At 60.3% G+C, this 16,298-nt stretch carries 16 protein-coding genes; 12 read left to right on the forward strand and 4 right to left on the reverse strand.

The window, feature by feature from the left end; all coding sequences use genetic code 11:
- Positions 1–2: 2 nt before the first annotated feature.
- Complete coding sequence (locus tag AB8B33_RS25565; protein ID WP_439017504.1) at positions 3–677, reverse strand: SGNH/GDSL hydrolase family protein; 675 nt, start codon at positions 675–677, stop codon at positions 3–5.
- 106 nt (positions 678–783) lie between these two features.
- Between AB8B33_RS25565 and AB8B33_RS25570 the strand changes: the two genes are divergently transcribed.
- From AB8B33_RS25570 to AB8B33_RS25600, 7 genes are read left to right on the forward strand one after another with little or no spacing between them, the layout of a single operon-like run.
- Positions 784–1,815 (forward strand): LacI family DNA-binding transcriptional regulator, encoded by a 1,032-nt coding sequence (locus AB8B33_RS25570; protein ID WP_439017505.1) that lies wholly within the window; start codon positions 784–786, stop codon positions 1,813–1,815.
- Positions 1,816–1,843: 28 nt separating this feature from the next.
- A complete protein-coding gene (locus AB8B33_RS25575) occupies positions 1,844–3,445 on the forward strand; it encodes an FAD-dependent oxidoreductase (RefSeq protein ID WP_439018848.1) in 1,602 nt (533 codons plus the stop codon).
- 40 nt (positions 3,446–3,485) lie between these two features.
- Positions 3,486–4,757, forward strand: coding sequence for an ABC transporter substrate-binding protein (locus AB8B33_RS25580; protein ID WP_439017506.1), 1,272 nt, complete (start codon positions 3,486–3,488; stop codon positions 4,755–4,757).
- Positions 4,758–4,768: 11 nt separating this feature from the next.
- Positions 4,769–5,701: a carbohydrate ABC transporter permease gene (locus tag AB8B33_RS25585; protein WP_113324585.1), complete on the forward strand. Its 933-nt coding sequence runs from the start codon at positions 4,769–4,771 to the stop codon at positions 5,699–5,701.
- The gene (locus tag AB8B33_RS25590) at positions 5,691–6,533 is read left to right on the forward strand and encodes a carbohydrate ABC transporter permease (protein ID WP_439017507.1); all 843 of its coding nucleotides are present in this window, start codon (positions 5,691–5,693) and stop codon (positions 6,531–6,533) included. The genes AB8B33_RS25585 and AB8B33_RS25590 overlap by 11 nt, the downstream gene beginning before the upstream one ends.
- Positions 6,534–6,550: 17 nt before the next feature.
- Positions 6,551–7,603, forward strand: a complete 1,053-nt coding sequence (locus AB8B33_RS25595) for an ABC transporter ATP-binding protein (RefSeq protein WP_439017508.1) — start codon at positions 6,551–6,553, stop codon at positions 7,601–7,603.
- A gap of 10 nt (positions 7,604–7,613) precedes the next feature.
- The gene (locus tag AB8B33_RS25600; protein ID WP_439017509.1) at positions 7,614–8,306 is read left to right on the forward strand and encodes a hypothetical protein; all 693 of its coding nucleotides are present in this window, start codon (positions 7,614–7,616) and stop codon (positions 8,304–8,306) included.
- A gap of 23 nt (positions 8,307–8,329) precedes the next feature.
- Here the strand turns inward: AB8B33_RS25600 and kdgD are convergent, their stop codons facing one another.
- The 3 genes from kdgD to AB8B33_RS25615 form a co-directional block, all read right to left on the reverse strand.
- On the reverse strand, positions 8,330–9,253 hold the full coding sequence (gene kdgD / locus AB8B33_RS25605; RefSeq protein ID WP_439017510.1) for a 5-dehydro-4-deoxyglucarate dehydratase: 924 nt from the start codon (positions 9,251–9,253) through the stop codon (positions 8,330–8,332).
- 44 nt (positions 9,254–9,297) lie between these two features.
- Positions 9,298–10,278: a mannonate dehydratase gene (locus tag AB8B33_RS25610; RefSeq protein ID WP_439017511.1), complete on the reverse strand. Its 981-nt coding sequence runs from the start codon at positions 10,276–10,278 to the stop codon at positions 9,298–9,300.
- A gap of 66 nt (positions 10,279–10,344) precedes the next feature.
- Entirely contained in the window at positions 10,345–11,055 is a 711-nt protein-coding gene (locus AB8B33_RS25615; protein ID WP_439018849.1) for a FadR/GntR family transcriptional regulator, read from the reverse strand.
- A 121-nt stretch (positions 11,056–11,176) separates the two neighbouring features.
- Between AB8B33_RS25615 and AB8B33_RS25620 the strand changes: the two genes are divergently transcribed.
- Genes AB8B33_RS25620 through AB8B33_RS25640 form a run of 5 tightly spaced genes read left to right on the forward strand, consistent with a single transcriptional unit; the run spans position 11,177 to position 16,281 of the window.
- Positions 11,177–12,772, forward strand: a complete 1,596-nt coding sequence (locus AB8B33_RS25620; RefSeq protein WP_439017512.1) for an ABC transporter substrate-binding protein — start codon at positions 11,177–11,179, stop codon at positions 12,770–12,772.
- A 15-nt stretch (positions 12,773–12,787) separates the two neighbouring features.
- Positions 12,788–13,816, forward strand: coding sequence for an ABC transporter permease (locus AB8B33_RS25625; protein ID WP_439017513.1), 1,029 nt, complete (start codon positions 12,788–12,790; stop codon positions 13,814–13,816).
- Positions 13,813–14,715, forward strand: a complete 903-nt coding sequence (locus AB8B33_RS25630) for an ABC transporter permease (protein ID WP_439017514.1) — start codon at positions 13,813–13,815, stop codon at positions 14,713–14,715. The genes AB8B33_RS25625 and AB8B33_RS25630 overlap by 4 nt, the downstream gene beginning before the upstream one ends.
- Complete coding sequence (locus AB8B33_RS25635) at positions 14,702–15,544, forward strand: ABC transporter ATP-binding protein (RefSeq protein ID WP_439017515.1); 843 nt, start codon at positions 14,702–14,704, stop codon at positions 15,542–15,544. The genes AB8B33_RS25630 and AB8B33_RS25635 overlap by 14 nt, the downstream gene beginning before the upstream one ends.
- The gene (locus AB8B33_RS25640) at positions 15,544–16,281 is read left to right on the forward strand and encodes an ABC transporter ATP-binding protein (protein WP_439018850.1); all 738 of its coding nucleotides are present in this window, start codon (positions 15,544–15,546) and stop codon (positions 16,279–16,281) included. The genes AB8B33_RS25635 and AB8B33_RS25640 overlap by 1 nt, the downstream gene beginning before the upstream one ends.
- Positions 16,282–16,298 lie beyond the last annotated feature (17 nt).

Genomic DNA, 16,298 nt, shown 5'->3' on the forward strand with positions numbered 1-16,298 from the left:
GCCTAGACCGGTTTCTCATGAACAACGGCATCTCTAAATGCCTCGCAGATGACGCGATGACCGGCATCGTTGGGGTGTGTGAAATCAGGCGAGGCCAGTGCGCCATCGCCATATGCTTTCATTCGTTCATAGACAGGCGCGTAGAAGATGCGAAAATTTTGCGCCAGTTCTCGCACGGTTTGGACATAGACTTCAAAGCCCTGACGTGTCTGTCCGGTGAAGCCAGTGCTTCCTACCGAAAAACCTCGATCGGGAATATGGGGCGGGCTGCCGATCGCAAGCCTTTCCGCATGGCCTGCCTCGATCAGTTTCTCCAGCATATTCGCATAATCACGACGGAAGCTCTTCGCGTTCATGCTGTCCGGCGCGGCCGTATAGCGGGCGTCGTTATAGCCGTAGAGGATGAGGATCGCGTCGCGATGCGGGGCATCGAGCAGCGCCCCGGCAAATCGGCTGACGCCGTTGTCTGCTCGCGCTTTGCCATCGGCAAGCAGTGAGGCCTGCAGCACCGTCCCCGGGATTGCGTGATTGTAAAGCGGTAAGGCGTCGAGCTCAGCTGGGAAGAGCGCCGGCCAGGCCAGATGCGGCTGGCTGGCGTTGAACCCGGCGGTGATGCTGTCGCCGAAGACGCGGATTCCGGAAATCCCCAGTGATTTCAAATGCTCTGCAAATGTCATCGATCGTCACACATTTTCGCGCTTGACAGCAACTCGGAAAATCCCGTTTATACGTATTAGCTGCTAATACGCATTAGCAGTCAAGAGGAGATCCGGAGGATGCGACGTGGCAGGCACTAAGCGCTTGACTCAGCACGATATTGCCAAACTGGCCGGCGTCAGTCAGGCGACCGTCTCGCTTGTGCTGAATGGTGCACCGACGGCCTTGGCGCGTATTCCCCAGGAAACCCGCGAGCGCGTCCAGCAGGTCATCCGCACGACGGGGTATGTGGCCGATCCGATCGCCCGGCGGATGGCCAAGGGTCTCAACCGCATTCTCGGCGTCTTCACCTACGAGCCGGCTTTTCCGAGCGAGCAGGCGGATTTCTTTGCGCCGTTCCTGCTCGGCATCGAGGAGGAAGCGCAGGCGCAGAATTATGACCTCTTGCTTCTGACCGGCGCCGGCGTCGGCCGGGAGCGGAAGATTTTCGCCGACGGCAACCGGCTGCGGATCGCCGATGGCTGCCTCGTCCTTGGCCGCGAATTCGATCGGGCCGAACTCAAGCAGCTGGTTACCGGCGATTATCCCTTCGTGGCGATCGGCCGACGTGAGGACGCCGGCGGACCCGTTCCCTACGTCGGCGGTGATTACGCGAATGGCACGCGGGCGCTGGTCGAAAAGGCGCGCGCACTCGGTCATGATCGGCTGGCCTTCATCGGCCCAAGCGGATCGGCTGAATCCATCGTTGACCGCTGGCGCGGATTTTCAGGCGCGATCACCGGAAGTGCCGACCTGGTTTTGCATGTGGACGAGGTCGGCCGGAGCGCCGTCGATACGCTCGATGCGATTGTCAGAAGCGGCGCGAGCGCGGTCTTCTTCGTCGAACTGGCCGACGCGGTGCGTGTTGAAGCGGCGGCGCGCGAGCGCGGCCTGTCCATTCCGAACGACTTTTCGGCCGTGGTGCTTGGAAGCCACGTACGGGCCGAGCGCAGCCATGTGCAGTTCACCTCCTTCAACATTCCTCGCGAGGAGATGGGGCGGCAGGCGACCGCAATGCTCGTGCGCCGCATCGAGGATGCCGCGCCCGTCGAACAAATTCTTCTGACCTGCGAACCCGTCGAGGGCCAAACCCTCGGACCAGCAAAGAAACGGACCTGAGAACGTGACAGACATGGCAGCAAAAGAGATGCGAGCGGATATTCTGGTGGTGGGCGGTGGCCTCGGCGGCGTGGCGGCGGCGCTCGGTGCCTGCCGGGCAGGCAAGAGCGTCATCATGACCGAGGAATTCGAATGGATCGGTGGCCAGTCGACCAGCCAAGGTGTGCCATCCGACGAACATAGCTGGGTCGAGCAGTTCGGCATCACGCGCTCCTATCGCAGGCTGCGCAACGGCGTGCGGCAATATTATCGCGACAACTATCCGCTGACCGAGGGCGCCCGCACCTGGGGCGATCTCAATCCCGGCGGCGGCTGGGTGAGCCGCATCTGCGCCGAGCCGCGCGTCAGCCTGGCGGTCATGGAAGCGATGCTGATGCCGTATCGAGGCGCCGGCCGTCTTAGGGTGTTGCAGCCCTATCGTCCCGTCGCCGCTGATGTCGAAGGCGACACCGTGCGCTCCGTCACCGTCCGCCATCGCTATACGGACCGTGAGGTCGTCATCTCGGCCGATTACATCCTTGACGCCACCGAGCTCGGCGATCTGCTGCCGATGACCGGCACGGATTATGTGAAAGGCTTCGAGGCACAGTCCGATACCGGCGAACCGAGCGCGCCGTCCGAAGCGCAGCCCGACAATGTTCAGGCAGTCTCGATCTGCTTTGCAGTCGATTGCGTCGATGGCGATCAGACGATCGACAAGCCTGACAATTACGACTACTGGCGCAAATACCAGCCGCAATTCTGGGGCGGCCCACTGCTCGGCTTCACCGCGCCCCACCCGCGCACGCTGGAATCCACCACGCGCAGTTTCACGCCCAATGTCGACGACAACCCGCTGCTCGTCGATGCCGATCAGCGCAAGGGTGGCGGTGACGAGAATCTCTGGCTCTTCCGCCGCATTGCGGCACGGCGCAATTTTGAGCCCGGCTTCTACCAGTCGGACATTTGCTTCGTAAACTGGCCGATGATCGACTACATGGACGGAACGATTATCGACGTGTCCGAGGAGGACAAGGCCCGACATCTGAAGGCGGCCGCCGATCTTTCCTATTCGGTCTTTTACTGGCTGCAGACCGAGGCGCCACGCATCGATGGCGGCCAGGGTTACCGGGGCTTGAGGCTTCGCGGCGACATCACCGGCACCGAGCACGGCCTCGCCATGGCGCCCTATATCCGTGAAGGCCGCCGCATCAAGCCAGTCACCCGCATTACCGAGCAGGATCTCTCCTATGCGGTGCGCGGCGACAAGGGCGCGATGAGCTATCGCGACAGCATCGGCATCGGCATGTACCGCATCGACCTTCATCCCTCGACCGGTGGCGACAATTATATCGACGTGCCGTCCTGCCCCTTCGAGATTCCGCTCGGCGCGCTGCTGCCGCAGCGCATGACGAACCTCATTGCCGCCGGCAAGAATATCGGCACCACCCATATCACCAATGGCTGCTACCGCCTGCACCCGGTCGAATGGAATATCGGCGAAGCGGCCGGCATGCTTGCGGCCCACTGCCTCGACAAGGGGCTGAAGCCTCACCAGGTCCAGGAAAACGACGCGCATCTCCACGACTTCCAGCAGGAACTCGTCCGGGAGGGCATCGAAATCCGCTGGCCGGTCATCGGGGCCTACTAAGCAGCCATCTCAGCAACCCATCTTTGGAGGAGGAACGGGAATGAACAAGAACAGGACACTGAAAACGGCAATTGCGGCGCTTGCCGTTGCCGTGCCGCTCGCCTGGAGCGGCATCGCCAAGGCTGAGGACGCGATCAAGCTGCGCATGACCATCTGGAGTGCGGCAGAAGCGCATCTGAAGCTGTTCAATGAGATCGCTGCCGGCTTCAAGAAGGACCACCCCAACGTCACCGTGACCTTCGAGTCGCTGCCGTTCGACACCTATACGACGGCGCTGACCACCCAGATTGCCGGCGGCAATGCGCCTGATATGGCCTGGATCTTCGAGACAGCTGCCTATGACTTCGTCAATTCCGGCGCGCTCTATCCGCTCACCGATACGCTGAAGGCGACGCCAGGCTACAATCTCGACGAGGTGAGCGCGACTGCCACGGAGCGCTGGCAAAAGGACGGCACGCTCTATGCCTATCCTTTCTCCACTTCACCCTTTGCGGTGTTCGTCAACAACGACCTGATCAAGGCGGCAGGGGCAAAGACACCTGCCGAGTTGATCGCGGCTGGCGAATGGACCTGGGACAATGCCATTGCTACCGCTTCGGCCGTTGGCGAGAAGGGCAAGGGTGGCCTGATCGTGCGCGATTTCAACTACCAGATCTGGCAGAACCTTGCTTCGATCTGGAACGGCTTTGGTGCGGCTCCCTGGAGCGCCGATGGCAAGACCTGCACAATGACCGAGAAGCCGATGGTCGATGCGCTCACCTTCGTCCATGACGCGATCTTCAAGAAGAAGGCGATCCCCGGTCCCGGTGAAAATGTCGATTTCTTCGCCGGCAATGCGGCGATGACCATCACTCAGATCAGCCGCGCCTCGCTGCTGCCGAAGGATAAGCCCTTCTCCTGGGATCTCGTGCCGCTGCCGAAGGGACCGGCAGGAGATTACGCGCTGATCGGCCAGGCCGGCATCGGCGTCATGCAGTCGGGCAAGAACGCCAAGACAGCCGCTGAATTCATCGCCTATATGACGAACGCGGAAAACTCGGCCAAGCTCAGCCAGTTCTTCCCCTCGGCCCGCAAGTCGCTACTCAACGCCGAGGTGCTGAAGAAGACCAATCCGCTGCTCAGCCAGGAACAGATCGACAAGGTCGTCATCGCGGGCATCGCGACCGGCAAGGTCATTCCCGGCCATACCGGCTTTGCCCAGATCCAGCAGACAGTTCGCTCCGGCCTCGATGCCGTCTGGCGTCCGGATGCGGATGTCGCCGGCACGCTCCAGACGATCTGCGGCCAGATCGGCCCGCTGCTCAAGCGCTGAGGAGATAAGAGATGGCTGTCACGCAGGATAACGCAATACCGGAAGGCCGCTCCTCGTCGCCGTTCTGGACGGTTGCGCGGCGCGACAGCCTTGCCGGCTTTCTGTTCATTGCCCCGCAGTTGATCGGCATCATCGTCTTCGTGCTGATCCCGCTCGGTCTGGTCTTCTGGTATTCGCTGCACGAATGGAACGTGCTTGCCAATACCTTCACGTATACGGGTACGCAGAACTACCAGATGCTGATTGAGGATCCGAACCTGCTGCAGGTGCTCGGTTCGACTGCCATCTTCTCCGCCGGGCTTGTGGTTCTCAACCTGTCGCTGGCCTTGCTGCTGGCGGTGCTGTTGAACCAGAAGCTCGCGGGCATCACGATCTTCCGGACGTTGTTCTTTTCGCCTGTTGTCGTGTCGCTGGTGGCCTGGACGATCGTCTGGGGGTTTCTGTTGCAGAAGAACGGCGGCATCAACGGCATGCTGCTGCTGTTTGGCATCGAGGGTCCGAATTGGCTGCGGGGCGAAACCTCCGCGATGATCTCGGTCATCGTCGTGCAGGTGTTCAAGAATGTCGGCCTCAATATGATCCTGTTTCTTGCAGCCCTTCAGGGCGTGCCGAACGAGCTCTATGAGGCGGCCCGCATCGATGGCGCCCCGCGCTTCAAGCAGTTTCGCCGCATTACCCTGCCGCTGATCAGCCCGACTATCCTTCTGACTTCGATTATCACCATCGTCGGATCTCTGCAGGTCTTCGCGCAGATCGCTGTGCTGACGCAGGGTGGTCCAGGTCTCTCGACGACGGTGCTCGTCTATTACCTCTACCAGCAAGCCTTCCAGTTTCACTTCTTCGGCTACGGTTCGACGCTTTCGATCCTGCTCTTCCTGATCGTGGCCATTCTGACATTCGCCCAGTGGCAATTGCGCAAGAGGATCGTATTCTATGAAAGCTGAGATCTCGCCGCGGATGAGGGTTATTCTCTACGGGCTGATGTGCGTGCTGCTCATCCCCTTCGTCTTCCCGACCTGGTGGATGGTGACGTCTTCGGTGAAGCCGATCAGCGATATCTTCGCCTTTCCACCGCAACTTTTCCCGCAGAGCTATGACTGGACGACCTATGGCAAGGTCTTCGGGCTGCAGCCTTTCGTCAAGCAATACTGGAATTCGGCCTATATCGCCGCCCTGGTGACGATCGGCACGATGATCGTTTCGTCGATGGCCGGCTACGCTTTCGCACGCATCAGGTTTCCCTTCGCCAACACGATCTTCATGGTCGTGCTGCTCGGCCTTTTGATCCCGTCGGAAGTCACGATCGTGCCGCTCTTCCAGATGTTTTTGAAGGCGGGCATGGTCAACACCCATTGGCCGCTGATCCTCGTGCCGATCTTCGGTGCGCCGAGTGTTTTCGCCACCTTCGTCATGCGGCAGTTTTTCGTGACGTTGCCGGTCGAGTTGGAAGAGGCAGCGCGCGTCGATGGCCTCGGACGTTTCAAGATCTTCCGCAAGATCGCGCTGCCACTTGCCAGGCCGGCACTGGCCTCCGTTGCGATCTTCACCTTCCTGCATTCCTGGAATCTCTATCTCGAACCGATCGTGTTCCTGTCGAGCGCGGAGAAGTTCACTTTGCCCCAGGCTCTCACCCAATATACCGACGCCTATGGCGGGCCGATGTGGAATATCCAGCTCGCCGCGGCAACACTCACAGCGTTGCCTGTTCTCGTCGTCTTCATCATCGCGCAGAAGCAATTCGTCGAAGGGCTCGCGCATACCGGCCTCAAGGGCTGAAGAACCGGATTTTCCTCATGGCTGACGTTACCCTTTCCCATGTCCGCAAGAGTTATGGTGCACTCGACATCATTCATGGCGCCGACCTTGGCATCCGCGACGGCGAATTCGTCGTGCTGGTCGGGCCTTCGGGCTGCGGCAAGTCCACATTGCTCAGGATGATCGCCGGGCTTGAGACGATTACCGGCGGAGATATCAGGATCGGCGGGCGGGTGGTCAACGATCTAGACCCAAAGGATCGCGACATCGCCATGGTCTTCCAGAACTACGCGCTCTATCCGCATATGACGGTCGCGACCAATATGGGCTTCTCACTGGAGCATCGCGGTACCAGCAAGTCGGAGATCGCGAAGCGGGTGAAATGGGCGGCCGATATTCTCGGCCTGTCTCAGCTTCTCGATCGCTATCCGCGCCAGCTCTCCGGCGGCCAGCGCCAACGCGTCGCCATGGGCCGAGCGATCGTTCGCAATCCGCAGGTCTTTCTGTTCGACGAACCTTTGTCGAACCTTGACGCCAAACTGCGCGTCGTCATGCGAGGCGAGATCAAGAGCCTGCACCAGAGGCTCAAGACCACGACCATCTATGTCACCCATGACCAGGTGGAAGCCATGACCATGGCCGACAAGATCGTCGTGCTGAACGCTGGCAGAGTGGAACAGATTGGCGCGCCGCTTGACCTCTACGACCGCCCGGCCAACCAGTTCGTGGCCGGTTTCATCGGATCGCCATCCATGAATTTCCTGAACGGCACAATCACCGACAAGGGCTTTGCAGCACCCGGCATTGTCTTGCCACTGCCACAGACTGCACCTGAATTGAGCGACCGCGAGGCTGTTTACGGCATCCGGCCCGAACATTTCTCGCTCGACGACGCTGGCGTGCCGGCCGAGATTGTCCTGGTCGAGCCGATGGGTTCGGAAACCCAGGTGACGATGAAGCTCGGCGAGACGCAGGTTGCCGGCGTCTTTCGTGAGCGCGTATCGATGTCTCCGGGCGTGAGGATCCGCGTCCGGCCGGAGCTCTCCAGTATCCACCTCTTCGCCGCCGATGGTGGCCAGCGTCTGAACTGAGGCCGTTCCCATGCCTTCCTATCCGGAAACCAGGCTAACAAAAGCGCTGCGCGAGGGCGAATTCCCGATCATCGTCTCGCTCGCGCGTCACGATCTCGACCTCGCCAGGGCTGCTATCGACGCGGGTGCCTTTGCGATCAAGGTCCATCTCAACGCCTATCATCGCGCCACAGGCACCACCTTCGGCAGCTTTGCCGAAGAGCGACCGTTTTTCGAGGATCTTGCAACGCTCGGCGTGCCGCTTCTTGTCATGGCCGGGCAGGAAAGGGTTCCGAGCCCGCAAGAGATGGACGCGCTCGCCGATCTAGGTTTCGAGGGATTCAACATCTATGTCAGCGACATGCAGCCGCATCTGCTGCAATCGAAGCTACGGCCCATTCCTGCGCTTGGCGAGGCGAGTACCGACGAGGACCTGACGAAGATTCTCGACATTCCCGGTGCGATGATGGAAGCCTCGGTCGCTTCCTTTGCAGACTATGGAAAGCCGCTCGACGGGACCGATCTTGATCGCTACCGGACCATCGCGAGCAAGGCGGGTATTCCGGTCATCGCGCCAAGCCAGAAGAAGTTTGTGCCGGATGATATGCCGAAGCTGAGGGACGCGGGTATCGCGGCCCCTCTGCTTGGCGTTATCGTCACCGGCACGACGCCGGAGAGCATGAGAGCGGCGGTCAAGCCGATCGTCGCCGCAACGCGACGATGAATCTCAGCGCCGATGGCGCGGTCTTACTCCGCGGCCAGCTTCGCCTGGCCGTTGGCCTCGACAATCGACTGCAGCACGGAAAGCTCCTCGGCTGTCAGATCCGTGAGCGGAGCGCGCACGGCGCCCGGATCGCGGCCGATGACTTTCAGCCCGGCCTTGATGATGGAGACTGCATAGCCCTTCTTGCGATTGCGTAGCGCAACGAAGGGGAAGAAGAAATCCTTCAAGATCTGGTCGACGGTCTTCTGGTCGCCTGCCCTGAGCGCCTTGTAGAACCGTTGCGAAACAGCCGGCACAAAGTTGAAGACGGCCGAGGAGTATGTGGTAACGCCGGCGGCGAAATAGGCCTGAGCGTAGACTTCGTGGGTCGGCATGCCGCCGACATAGACAAGCCGGTCGCCAATCTTGGTCGTGATCTCGATGACCCGATCGACGTCGCCGACACCGTCCTTGAAGCCAACGAGATTGGGGCACTCATCGCAAAGCTGAGCGATGCTGTCGGCCGACAGGATCGCATTGTCCCGGTTATAGACGATCACGCCGATCCCGACCGACTGGCAGACAGCCTTCACATGGGCGACAAGCCCGGCCTGCTCGGCAAACATCAGATAGGGCGGAAGAAGGAGCAGACCATCGGCACCGGCCTTTTCGGCAGCGCGCGCAATATCGACGGCAAGTGACGTGCCATAGCCAGTGCCGGAGATGATCGGCGTTTTGCCTGCGGCAGCCTTGGCGGCGCGAATGACGGCGGGGATTTCGGCCGGATTGAGGGAGAAGAATTCGCCCGTGCCGCCAGCGGCAAAAAGTGCGCTTGCATCAAAACCGGCCAGCCAGTTCACATGGTCGCGGTAGGCGGCTTCATTGAACTTGTTCTCGCTGTCGAAATGCGTCACCGGGAAGGAGAGGAGGCCGTCGCCCACGGCTTTCTTGATGGCGTTGGGATCCATGTTGAATTCCTTGAATAGTTGCTGATTGAAGGTGAGCGCCTCGCTCACATATGACCGGCTTCCATCGCCTCGAGCACCGCGGCTATGTAACCGTAGCAGAAGCTGAAGGCGACGCCCGTCGCGTCGCGGCCGCTGATGCGCGGCACATGGTCTGGCATGACCATATATTTGTAGCCGACCTCGCGGTAGACCTTCAGCGACCGCACCATGTCCATGTCGCCTTCATCGGGAAACGTTTCCATGAAGGAGAGTTTGCCGCCACTGATGTTGCGGAAGTGCAGATTGAAGATCTTTCCGCGCGTGCCGAACCAGCGGATGGTGTCGTCGATCTCCTCGCGCGGATTGTCGAGCATCTCGCCGATCGAGCCCTGGCAGAAATTCAGGCCATGATAGGGGCTTTCGTGCATCTGCACGAATTTCTTCAGTCCATCCACAGTGCCAAGGACCCTGGTGACGCCGCGATAGCCCGGTGGCGTATAGGGATCGTGCGGATGGCAGGCAAGGCGCAGCCTGTTGCTTTCGGCAACGGGAACCACGCGCTCGAGGAAGTAGTCGATGCGCTCCCAGTTCTCATCTTCTGAGAGGACGCCGGCAAGACCGGGCGCGGCCTGCTGATCGGCCCTTTCCCAGCGAAAGGCTTCGTTCAGAGAACCGCCACGGCCTTTTTCGAGCTCCGTCCTGGGAATGCCGATGAGATTGAGATTGTATTTCGTGGCGGGGATCCCGGCCTTTGCGCAATTCTCGATCATCCGGCAGACGGCATCGATCTGCTGGTCGCGTTCCGGACCTCCGAGCAGGATATCGGGATAGGACGCCTTTTCGATCGGCTTGGAGGGGAGGGGAAGCTGGATCATGTCCAGAACGAGGCCGAAGCTCTCTACATGATCACGATGACGCTCGAGATCCTCCAGCGTCCAGCTCGACGGCGCACCGGGCGGGTCAGCGGAAATATGCTTTACGCCTAGCTGAGCAAAAACGCGAAAATCATCGTCGTCCCGCGCAGCGACCTGGGTTCCCAAATACACGATTAACCTCCCGATCATTCAAATCATGTCATATGACATAATATGAATTTCTGTGGTTGTCGAGCCTCATTGCTGCTCTGCAAGCATCCGGTATCGTCGCTGGCTCGCCATCATATGCGCGCGCATGGCCTGTCTCGCGCGGTCGGGATCCTGCTCGGCGATAGCCGCCAGGATCTCACCATGCTCTGCATGGACTTTTTCGAGATAGGCGCGGTCATTGGCCTCCGGCAAGGTCGGGAATTGGCCGCGCGGGATCGCGCGCGGTCCGAAATGACGCAGGGCATCGATGTAGAATCTGTTGTTAGAAGCATTGGCTATGGCGGTATGGAATTCATAATCGGCCTCGACTGTGGGCTCACCGCTCTCGATGAGTTGGGCCATTTTCCGGTTGGCAAGCCGAATTGCCGCCTCCTGTTCGGCTGTTCGGCGATAGGCCGCAATAGCGGCAGCTTCTCCTTCGACAGCCATGCGAAACTCCAGCAATTCCAGCGTTTCCGGAATGCTCTTGACTTCGACCGGCGTCAGGATCAGCCTGCCATGTGCATTGGGATCGGAGACGAAGACACCCTTGCCTTGAACGGGACGGACGAATCCGGCCGCGCGCAGGTCGGCGATCGCCTCCCGCACGACCGTACGGCTGACGCCGAAGGCCGCCTCAAGCTGCGGTTCGGTTGGAAGCTGATCTCCCTCGCGAAGCTTTCCCGTTTCGATCTGCATGCGCAGCTGGTCGATGACCTGCTGCGCCAAACGCTGTCTGCCACGCGTGCCCGCCACCATTTCGTTGTTCCCCATTTTCTCGTCCTCGTCCGCATGGCACTTGCAAACTTCTTTGAAAAGTCATAATACGACATACGGACGACATATTATGTCTTGTATAGTAACTCAGGGAGGAGTTGCAATGAAGCATTTTTCTAGAAGCCTGTTTGTTGGCGTCGCATTCTGCGCGCTGACCTTGGCGGCGCCGGCACTTCGGGCGGCCACGCCTGCCGATCAGCTGGTCATCGGCACCTCGCTTGCCCAGGTTCTTTCGCTGGACCCGCAGCAGGCGACGGAGGCCAAGGCCAACGAAATCATGTCGAATCTCTACGACCGCTTGGTTGCCTCGACGCCTGACGGTAAGATCGTGCCGCAGCTTGCTGAAAGCTGGCAGGTCGATGACAAGGGGATCACGTTCAAACTGCGCGATGCGACCTTCGCCTCCGGAAATCCGGTGACGTCCAAGGACGTCGTCTATTCGCTCGGCCGTTTGCTGAAGCTCGATCAGGCCGCAGCCGCCAACCTCAAGCGTGTCGGTTATACGAAGGACAATGTCGATCAACTGGTCAAAGCCGTCGACGACAAGACGGTGCGCATCGATCTTTCGGGCGAGGTGACATCGGAGCTTCTGCTTTACCGTCTGGCCATGGTCATTGCGAGCGTCGTCGACAGCGTTGAAGTCCAGAAGCATGTCGCCAACGACGACTATGGCAACGCTTGGCTGAGAACCCATTCGGCCGGCTCCGGACCGTTTACGTTGAACCGCTGGGCGCCCAATGAACTTGTCATTCTCGACGCCAACAAGAATTATGTTGGGGGTGCTCCGAAGATGCGCCGCGTCATCGTCCGCCATGTTCCCGAAAGCCAGGTGGAGCGCCTGATGCTGGAGCGCGGCGATATCGACATAGCAAGCGCAATGACCGCGTCGGATCTCGCCACCTTCGACAACAAGAAAGGTTTCGAGATCCAGCGTGTGCCCACAGGCGGCTTCTACGTGCTGTCGATGAATGCCGGTAACAAATACCTATCCAACCCGAAGGTGCGCGAAGCGATCGCCTACGGTATCGACTACAAGGGGATCGAGAAGACCATCATGGGTCCCTACGGGCGTGCGCGTACAGTGCCTGTTCCCGAAAACTTCGAATATGCAATCCCAAGCCCCGACTGGCACCTCGATGTCGCCAAGGCGAAGGCGCTTCTTGCCGAAGCCGGTTTCAAGGATGGCTTTTCGGTCAGTCTGAAAACCATCGCACAGACGCCCCGCATCGATCTTGCCACCGCAATCCAGGCTTCGCTCGCTCAGATCGGCATCAAGGTCGACATCCAGCAGGGCAACGGATCCGACATCATCGCAGCCCACCGTGCCCGGAATTTCGATCTCCTCATTCCGCAGACAGGCGCCTACATGCCGAATGTGCTCGGGGCGATGGAGCAGTTCGCCTCCAATCCCGACAATTCTCTCGAGGCAAACAATGCAGGTAACTTCGTCTGGCGCTCGGCATGGGACATTCCCGAACTGACGGCTCTGACGGCAAAAGCCTCGCTCGAGGCAGACCCGAAGAAACGCGGCGAACTCTACGTCGAGATGCAGGAGATGTTCGTGGATCAGAAGCCGGCCGTCCTGCCGATGTTCGAGCGCTTCGAGCCCATCGTGCTGAATGGTGACGTCCATGGCTATGTCGGCCATCCGAACCAGACGACGCGCCTTGAGGGCGTCACGAAAGCCGAGACCGATTAAGCAAGGTCGCCGATCATGAAGGAACTCTCCGTCAAGGAACTGGCGCGCCGGGTAGCACACCTGGCCGTCAGCCTGTTCATCCTGCTGTGCGTCACTTTCGTGATCGGCCGTATTCTTCCCGCCGATCCGGTCGGAGCGATCGTCGGCGAGCTGGCAGATCCAGCCGCCTATGCCGCCATGCGCCAGAAGCTTGGTCTGGACCTGCCGATCTACCAGCAGTTCCTGATCTACCTGAATGGCCTGGCGCATGGCGATTTCGGAACGGCGGTGCTGACTGGCAATCCGGTCTCTTCGGATCTTGCCCAGGCATTTCCCGCAACCTTCGAACTCGCCACCCTGGCGATCCTGATCTCGACCTTCGTCGGCGTTCCGCTTGGGCTGACGGCGGCGCTCTTTCGAGACACGTTTATCGACACGATCGCCCGGATCGTGGCGCTTGTCGGTCATTCGATCCCGGTTTTCTGGTTCGGGATCGTCGGCCTGGTCATCTTCTATGCCGGACTGAACTGGGTTGGAGGCCCCGGCCGTGTCGATGTCTTCTACGAGGGCATGGTGACGCCGCAGACGGGGCTACTTCTCGTCGACAGCCTGCTGCAGGGAGAAACGGAGATCTTCTGGAACGCGGCTGGTCACATCATCCTGCCGGCTGTCATCCTGGCCTATGCCGCCATGGCCTATATCACCCGTATGACCCGCAGCTTCACTCTTGAGCAATTGAGCCAGGATTACGTGATTGCCGCGCGTGCAAAGGGTGTCGGCCCGGCCCGCACCGTCATCGGTCACGTCCTGCCGAATATCGCCGTCCAGTTGATCACCATCCTGGCTATTTCCTATGGCGGACTCCTAGAAGGCGCCGTGGTGACGGAGATCGTCTTTTCCTGGCCGGGTATCGGTCAATATATGACGAACGCACTGATGATCGGCGACATGAATGCCGTCGTTGCCGCCACCATCATCATCGGCTTCATCTTCATGTTCCTCAATTTCCTGGCGGACATCGCCTATGCGATATTCGATCCGCGGACGCGGGAGGCTGCGCAATGAGCGATGCAATCCAAACCGACCTCACTGTGCGCCCACCGAGCCTGCCGGCACGGATCTCGGGCTCAACGATGCGGATCGTCTCAAGACTGGGGCAGGAACCGCTCGGCATGGCCGGCTTCGTCATTCTGGCGGTGCTCTGCGTCGTCGCGATCCTTGCGCCTTTGCTCGCGCCCTATGATCCCAACATCCAGGTCCTGTCCGACGCGCTGCAGCCGCCGAGTGCCACACATTGGGCGGGCACCGACGAGTTCGGCCGGGATATTCTGAGCCGCCTGATCTACGGGACGCGGATCACCGTCCAGACTGTCCTTTCGATCTCCCTTATCGTTGGCCCGATCGGTCTGCTGATCGGTGTTGTCGCCGGCTTCTTCGGAGGTCGAACGGACGCGCTCTTGATGCGGGCGACGGATATCGTCCTGTCTTTTCCCTCGCTGATCCTGGCGCTGGCATTCGCCGCCGCACTCGGAGCAGGGCTGACGACGGCAATCATCGCCATTTCGCTCACGGCATGGCCGCCCATTGCGCGCCTGGCGCGCGCCGAAGCGCTGGTCGTCAGGAATGCCGACTATGTTGCCGCGGCCCGCCTTTATGGCGCCTCGCCCCTGCGCATCCTGTTCGTCTATATCGCTCCCATGTGCATTCCGTCGGTGATCGTACGCCTGACCCTGAACATGGCAGGCATCATTCTGACGGCTGCCTCGCTCGGCTTCCTCGGATTGGGCGCGCAGCCGCCGGCGCCCGAATGGGGCGCGATGATATCGAGCGGGCGCAAGTTCATGCTCGACTATTGGTGGGTTGCGGTTATGCCGGGTGTTGCCATTCTCGTCACCAGCCTCGCCTTCAACGTCGCAGGAGACGCGCTTCGCGACATTCTGGATCCCCGTCATGCAAGGTCCTGATATGAAGCCAGTCCTCTCCGTCGAAGACCTCAATGTCAGCTTCGGCAGGAACGCCGTGCCTGCCGTTTCCCATGTCAGCTTCGAAGTCGGGCGCGAGCGCGTCGGCATCGTCGGCGAGTCCGGCTCCGGGAAATCGACGACCGGTCGCGCAATCATGCGCCTTCTGTCGGCAGGCGCTACCGTCTCGGCAGGGCGTCTCGAACTTGACGGCAGTCCGCTTCTGTCTCTGTCCGAGAGGCAGATGGGAAAGATACGCGGTAAGGATATTGCGCTTATCATGCAGGACCCCCGCTATTCGCTCAATCCTGTGCTGACTGTCGGCAAGCAGATCGCCGAAGCGGCTCGCCTGCATCTCAACCTGCGTGGTGCAGCGGCGAGCGCTGCCGCCAAAGCAATGCTCGAGCGCGTTCGCATCAGGGACGCAGAGCGCGTGATGGCGCAGTATCCGCATCAGATATCCGGTGGCATGGGGCAGCGTGTCATGATTGCGATGATGTTGCTTGCCAAGCCGAAGCTCGTCATCGCCGACGAACCGACCTCGGCGCTCGATGTCAGCGTGCGCAAGGACGTGCTGACGCTGCTGGACGAACTCGTCCGGGAGAACGATTCCGGCCTGCTGCTGATCAGTCACGATATCCGGATGGTTTCCGCCTTCTGTGAGCGGATCATCGTCATGTATGCGGGGCGCATCGTCGAGACGCTGACACGGCTGGAAGATGCCAGCCACCCCTATACGAAGGGGTTGATCGCCGCGATGCCGGATCCGCGACATCCCGTCCGGCGGCTTGCGGTCCTCGACCGCTCGAAGATCGACCTGGAGAGAGCATGATGATCGAAGTCCGCGACCTCAACGTCACATTCTCGTCCGGCAAACAGCAAAATCATGTCGTCAAGGACATCAGCTTCAGCGTCGCTCGTGGGGAAACGCTGGGCATCGTCGGCGAATCCGGCTGTGGCAAGTCCACTGTCTTGCGATGCCTGTCAGGCATGGAAAAAGGCTGGTCGGGCGAAATCACGCTCGCCGGTCGCACCGTCGGCAAGTCGAGAAGCCTCGACGACCTTAAATGCGCTCAAATGGTGTTCCAGGATCCTTACGGCTCGCTACATCCGCGCCACCGGATCGGCACGGCACTCGCGGAGCCTTTGCGGGCGATGGGCAAACAAGAAATCTGGCAAAGCGTCGAGCGTTCTCTGCGCCAGGTCGGTCTGCCGGCCGCATTTGCAAACCGGTTCCCTCACGAACTTTCCGGCGGCCAGCGCCAGCGTGTCGCAATCGCGCGGGCACTGATCCTCTCCCCGCCGATCCTGCTTCTCGACGAGCCGACTTCGGCGCTCGATGTCTCGATACAGGCGGAAATCCTGAATCTGCTGGCGGACCAACGCGACGAGATGGGGCTGACCTACGTGCTTGTCAGTCACGATCTGGCGGTAATCGCACATATGTGCGATCGCGTGCTGATCATGAAGGATGGCCGGTTCGTCGACGAGCTCTCGAAACGGGATCTGCAGGATGGAAAAACGCACAACGAATATGCGCGTGAGCTGTTCGAAGCGACTTTCATCTGACACTTTCTATGTTGCGG

The sequence above is a fragment of the Rhizobium sp. 768_B6_N1_8 genome (assembly GCF_051811225.1).
Taxonomy (GTDB): domain Bacteria; phylum Pseudomonadota; class Alphaproteobacteria; order Rhizobiales; family Rhizobiaceae; genus Rhizobium.

Excerpts from the sequence above, each read along its gene's own strand:
- AB8B33_RS25580 (WP_439017506.1), top strand. The coding sequence starts at position 3,486 with ATGAACAAGAACAGGACACTGAAAACGGCAATTGCGGCGCTTGCCGTT.
- AB8B33_RS25585 (WP_113324585.1), top strand. The coding sequence starts at position 4,769 with ATGGCTGTCACGCAGGATAACGCAATACCGGAAGGCCGCTCCTCGTCG.
- AB8B33_RS25625 (WP_439017513.1), top strand. The coding sequence starts at position 12,788 with ATGAAGGAACTCTCCGTCAAGGAACTGGCGCGCCGGGTAGCACACCTG.
- kdgD (WP_439017510.1), bottom strand. The coding sequence starts at position 9,253 with ATGGATCCCAACGCCATCAAGAAAGCCGTGGGCGACGGCCTCCTCTCC.
- AB8B33_RS25620 (WP_439017512.1), top strand. The coding sequence starts at position 11,177 with ATGAAGCATTTTTCTAGAAGCCTGTTTGTTGGCGTCGCATTCTGCGCG.
- AB8B33_RS25630 (WP_439017514.1), top strand. The coding sequence starts at position 13,813 with ATGAGCGATGCAATCCAAACCGACCTCACTGTGCGCCCACCGAGCCTG.
- AB8B33_RS25575 (WP_439018848.1), top strand. The coding sequence starts at position 1,844 with ATGCGAGCGGATATTCTGGTGGTGGGCGGTGGCCTCGGCGGCGTGGCG.
- AB8B33_RS25635 (WP_439017515.1), top strand. The coding sequence starts at position 14,702 with ATGCAAGGTCCTGATATGAAGCCAGTCCTCTCCGTCGAAGACCTCAAT.
- AB8B33_RS25615 (WP_439018849.1), bottom strand. The coding sequence starts at position 11,055 with ATGGTGGCGGGCACGCGTGGCAGACAGCGTTTGGCGCAGCAGGTCATC.
- AB8B33_RS25590 (WP_439017507.1), top strand. The coding sequence starts at position 5,691 with ATGAAAGCTGAGATCTCGCCGCGGATGAGGGTTATTCTCTACGGGCTG.
- AB8B33_RS25600 (WP_439017509.1), top strand. The coding sequence starts at position 7,614 with ATGCCTTCCTATCCGGAAACCAGGCTAACAAAAGCGCTGCGCGAGGGC.
- AB8B33_RS25595 (WP_439017508.1), top strand. The coding sequence starts at position 6,551 with ATGGCTGACGTTACCCTTTCCCATGTCCGCAAGAGTTATGGTGCACTC.
- AB8B33_RS25565 (WP_439017504.1), bottom strand. The coding sequence starts at position 677 with ATGACATTTGCAGAGCATTTGAAATCACTGGGGATTTCCGGAATCCGC.
- AB8B33_RS25640 (WP_439018850.1), top strand. The coding sequence starts at position 15,544 with ATGATCGAAGTCCGCGACCTCAACGTCACATTCTCGTCCGGCAAACAG.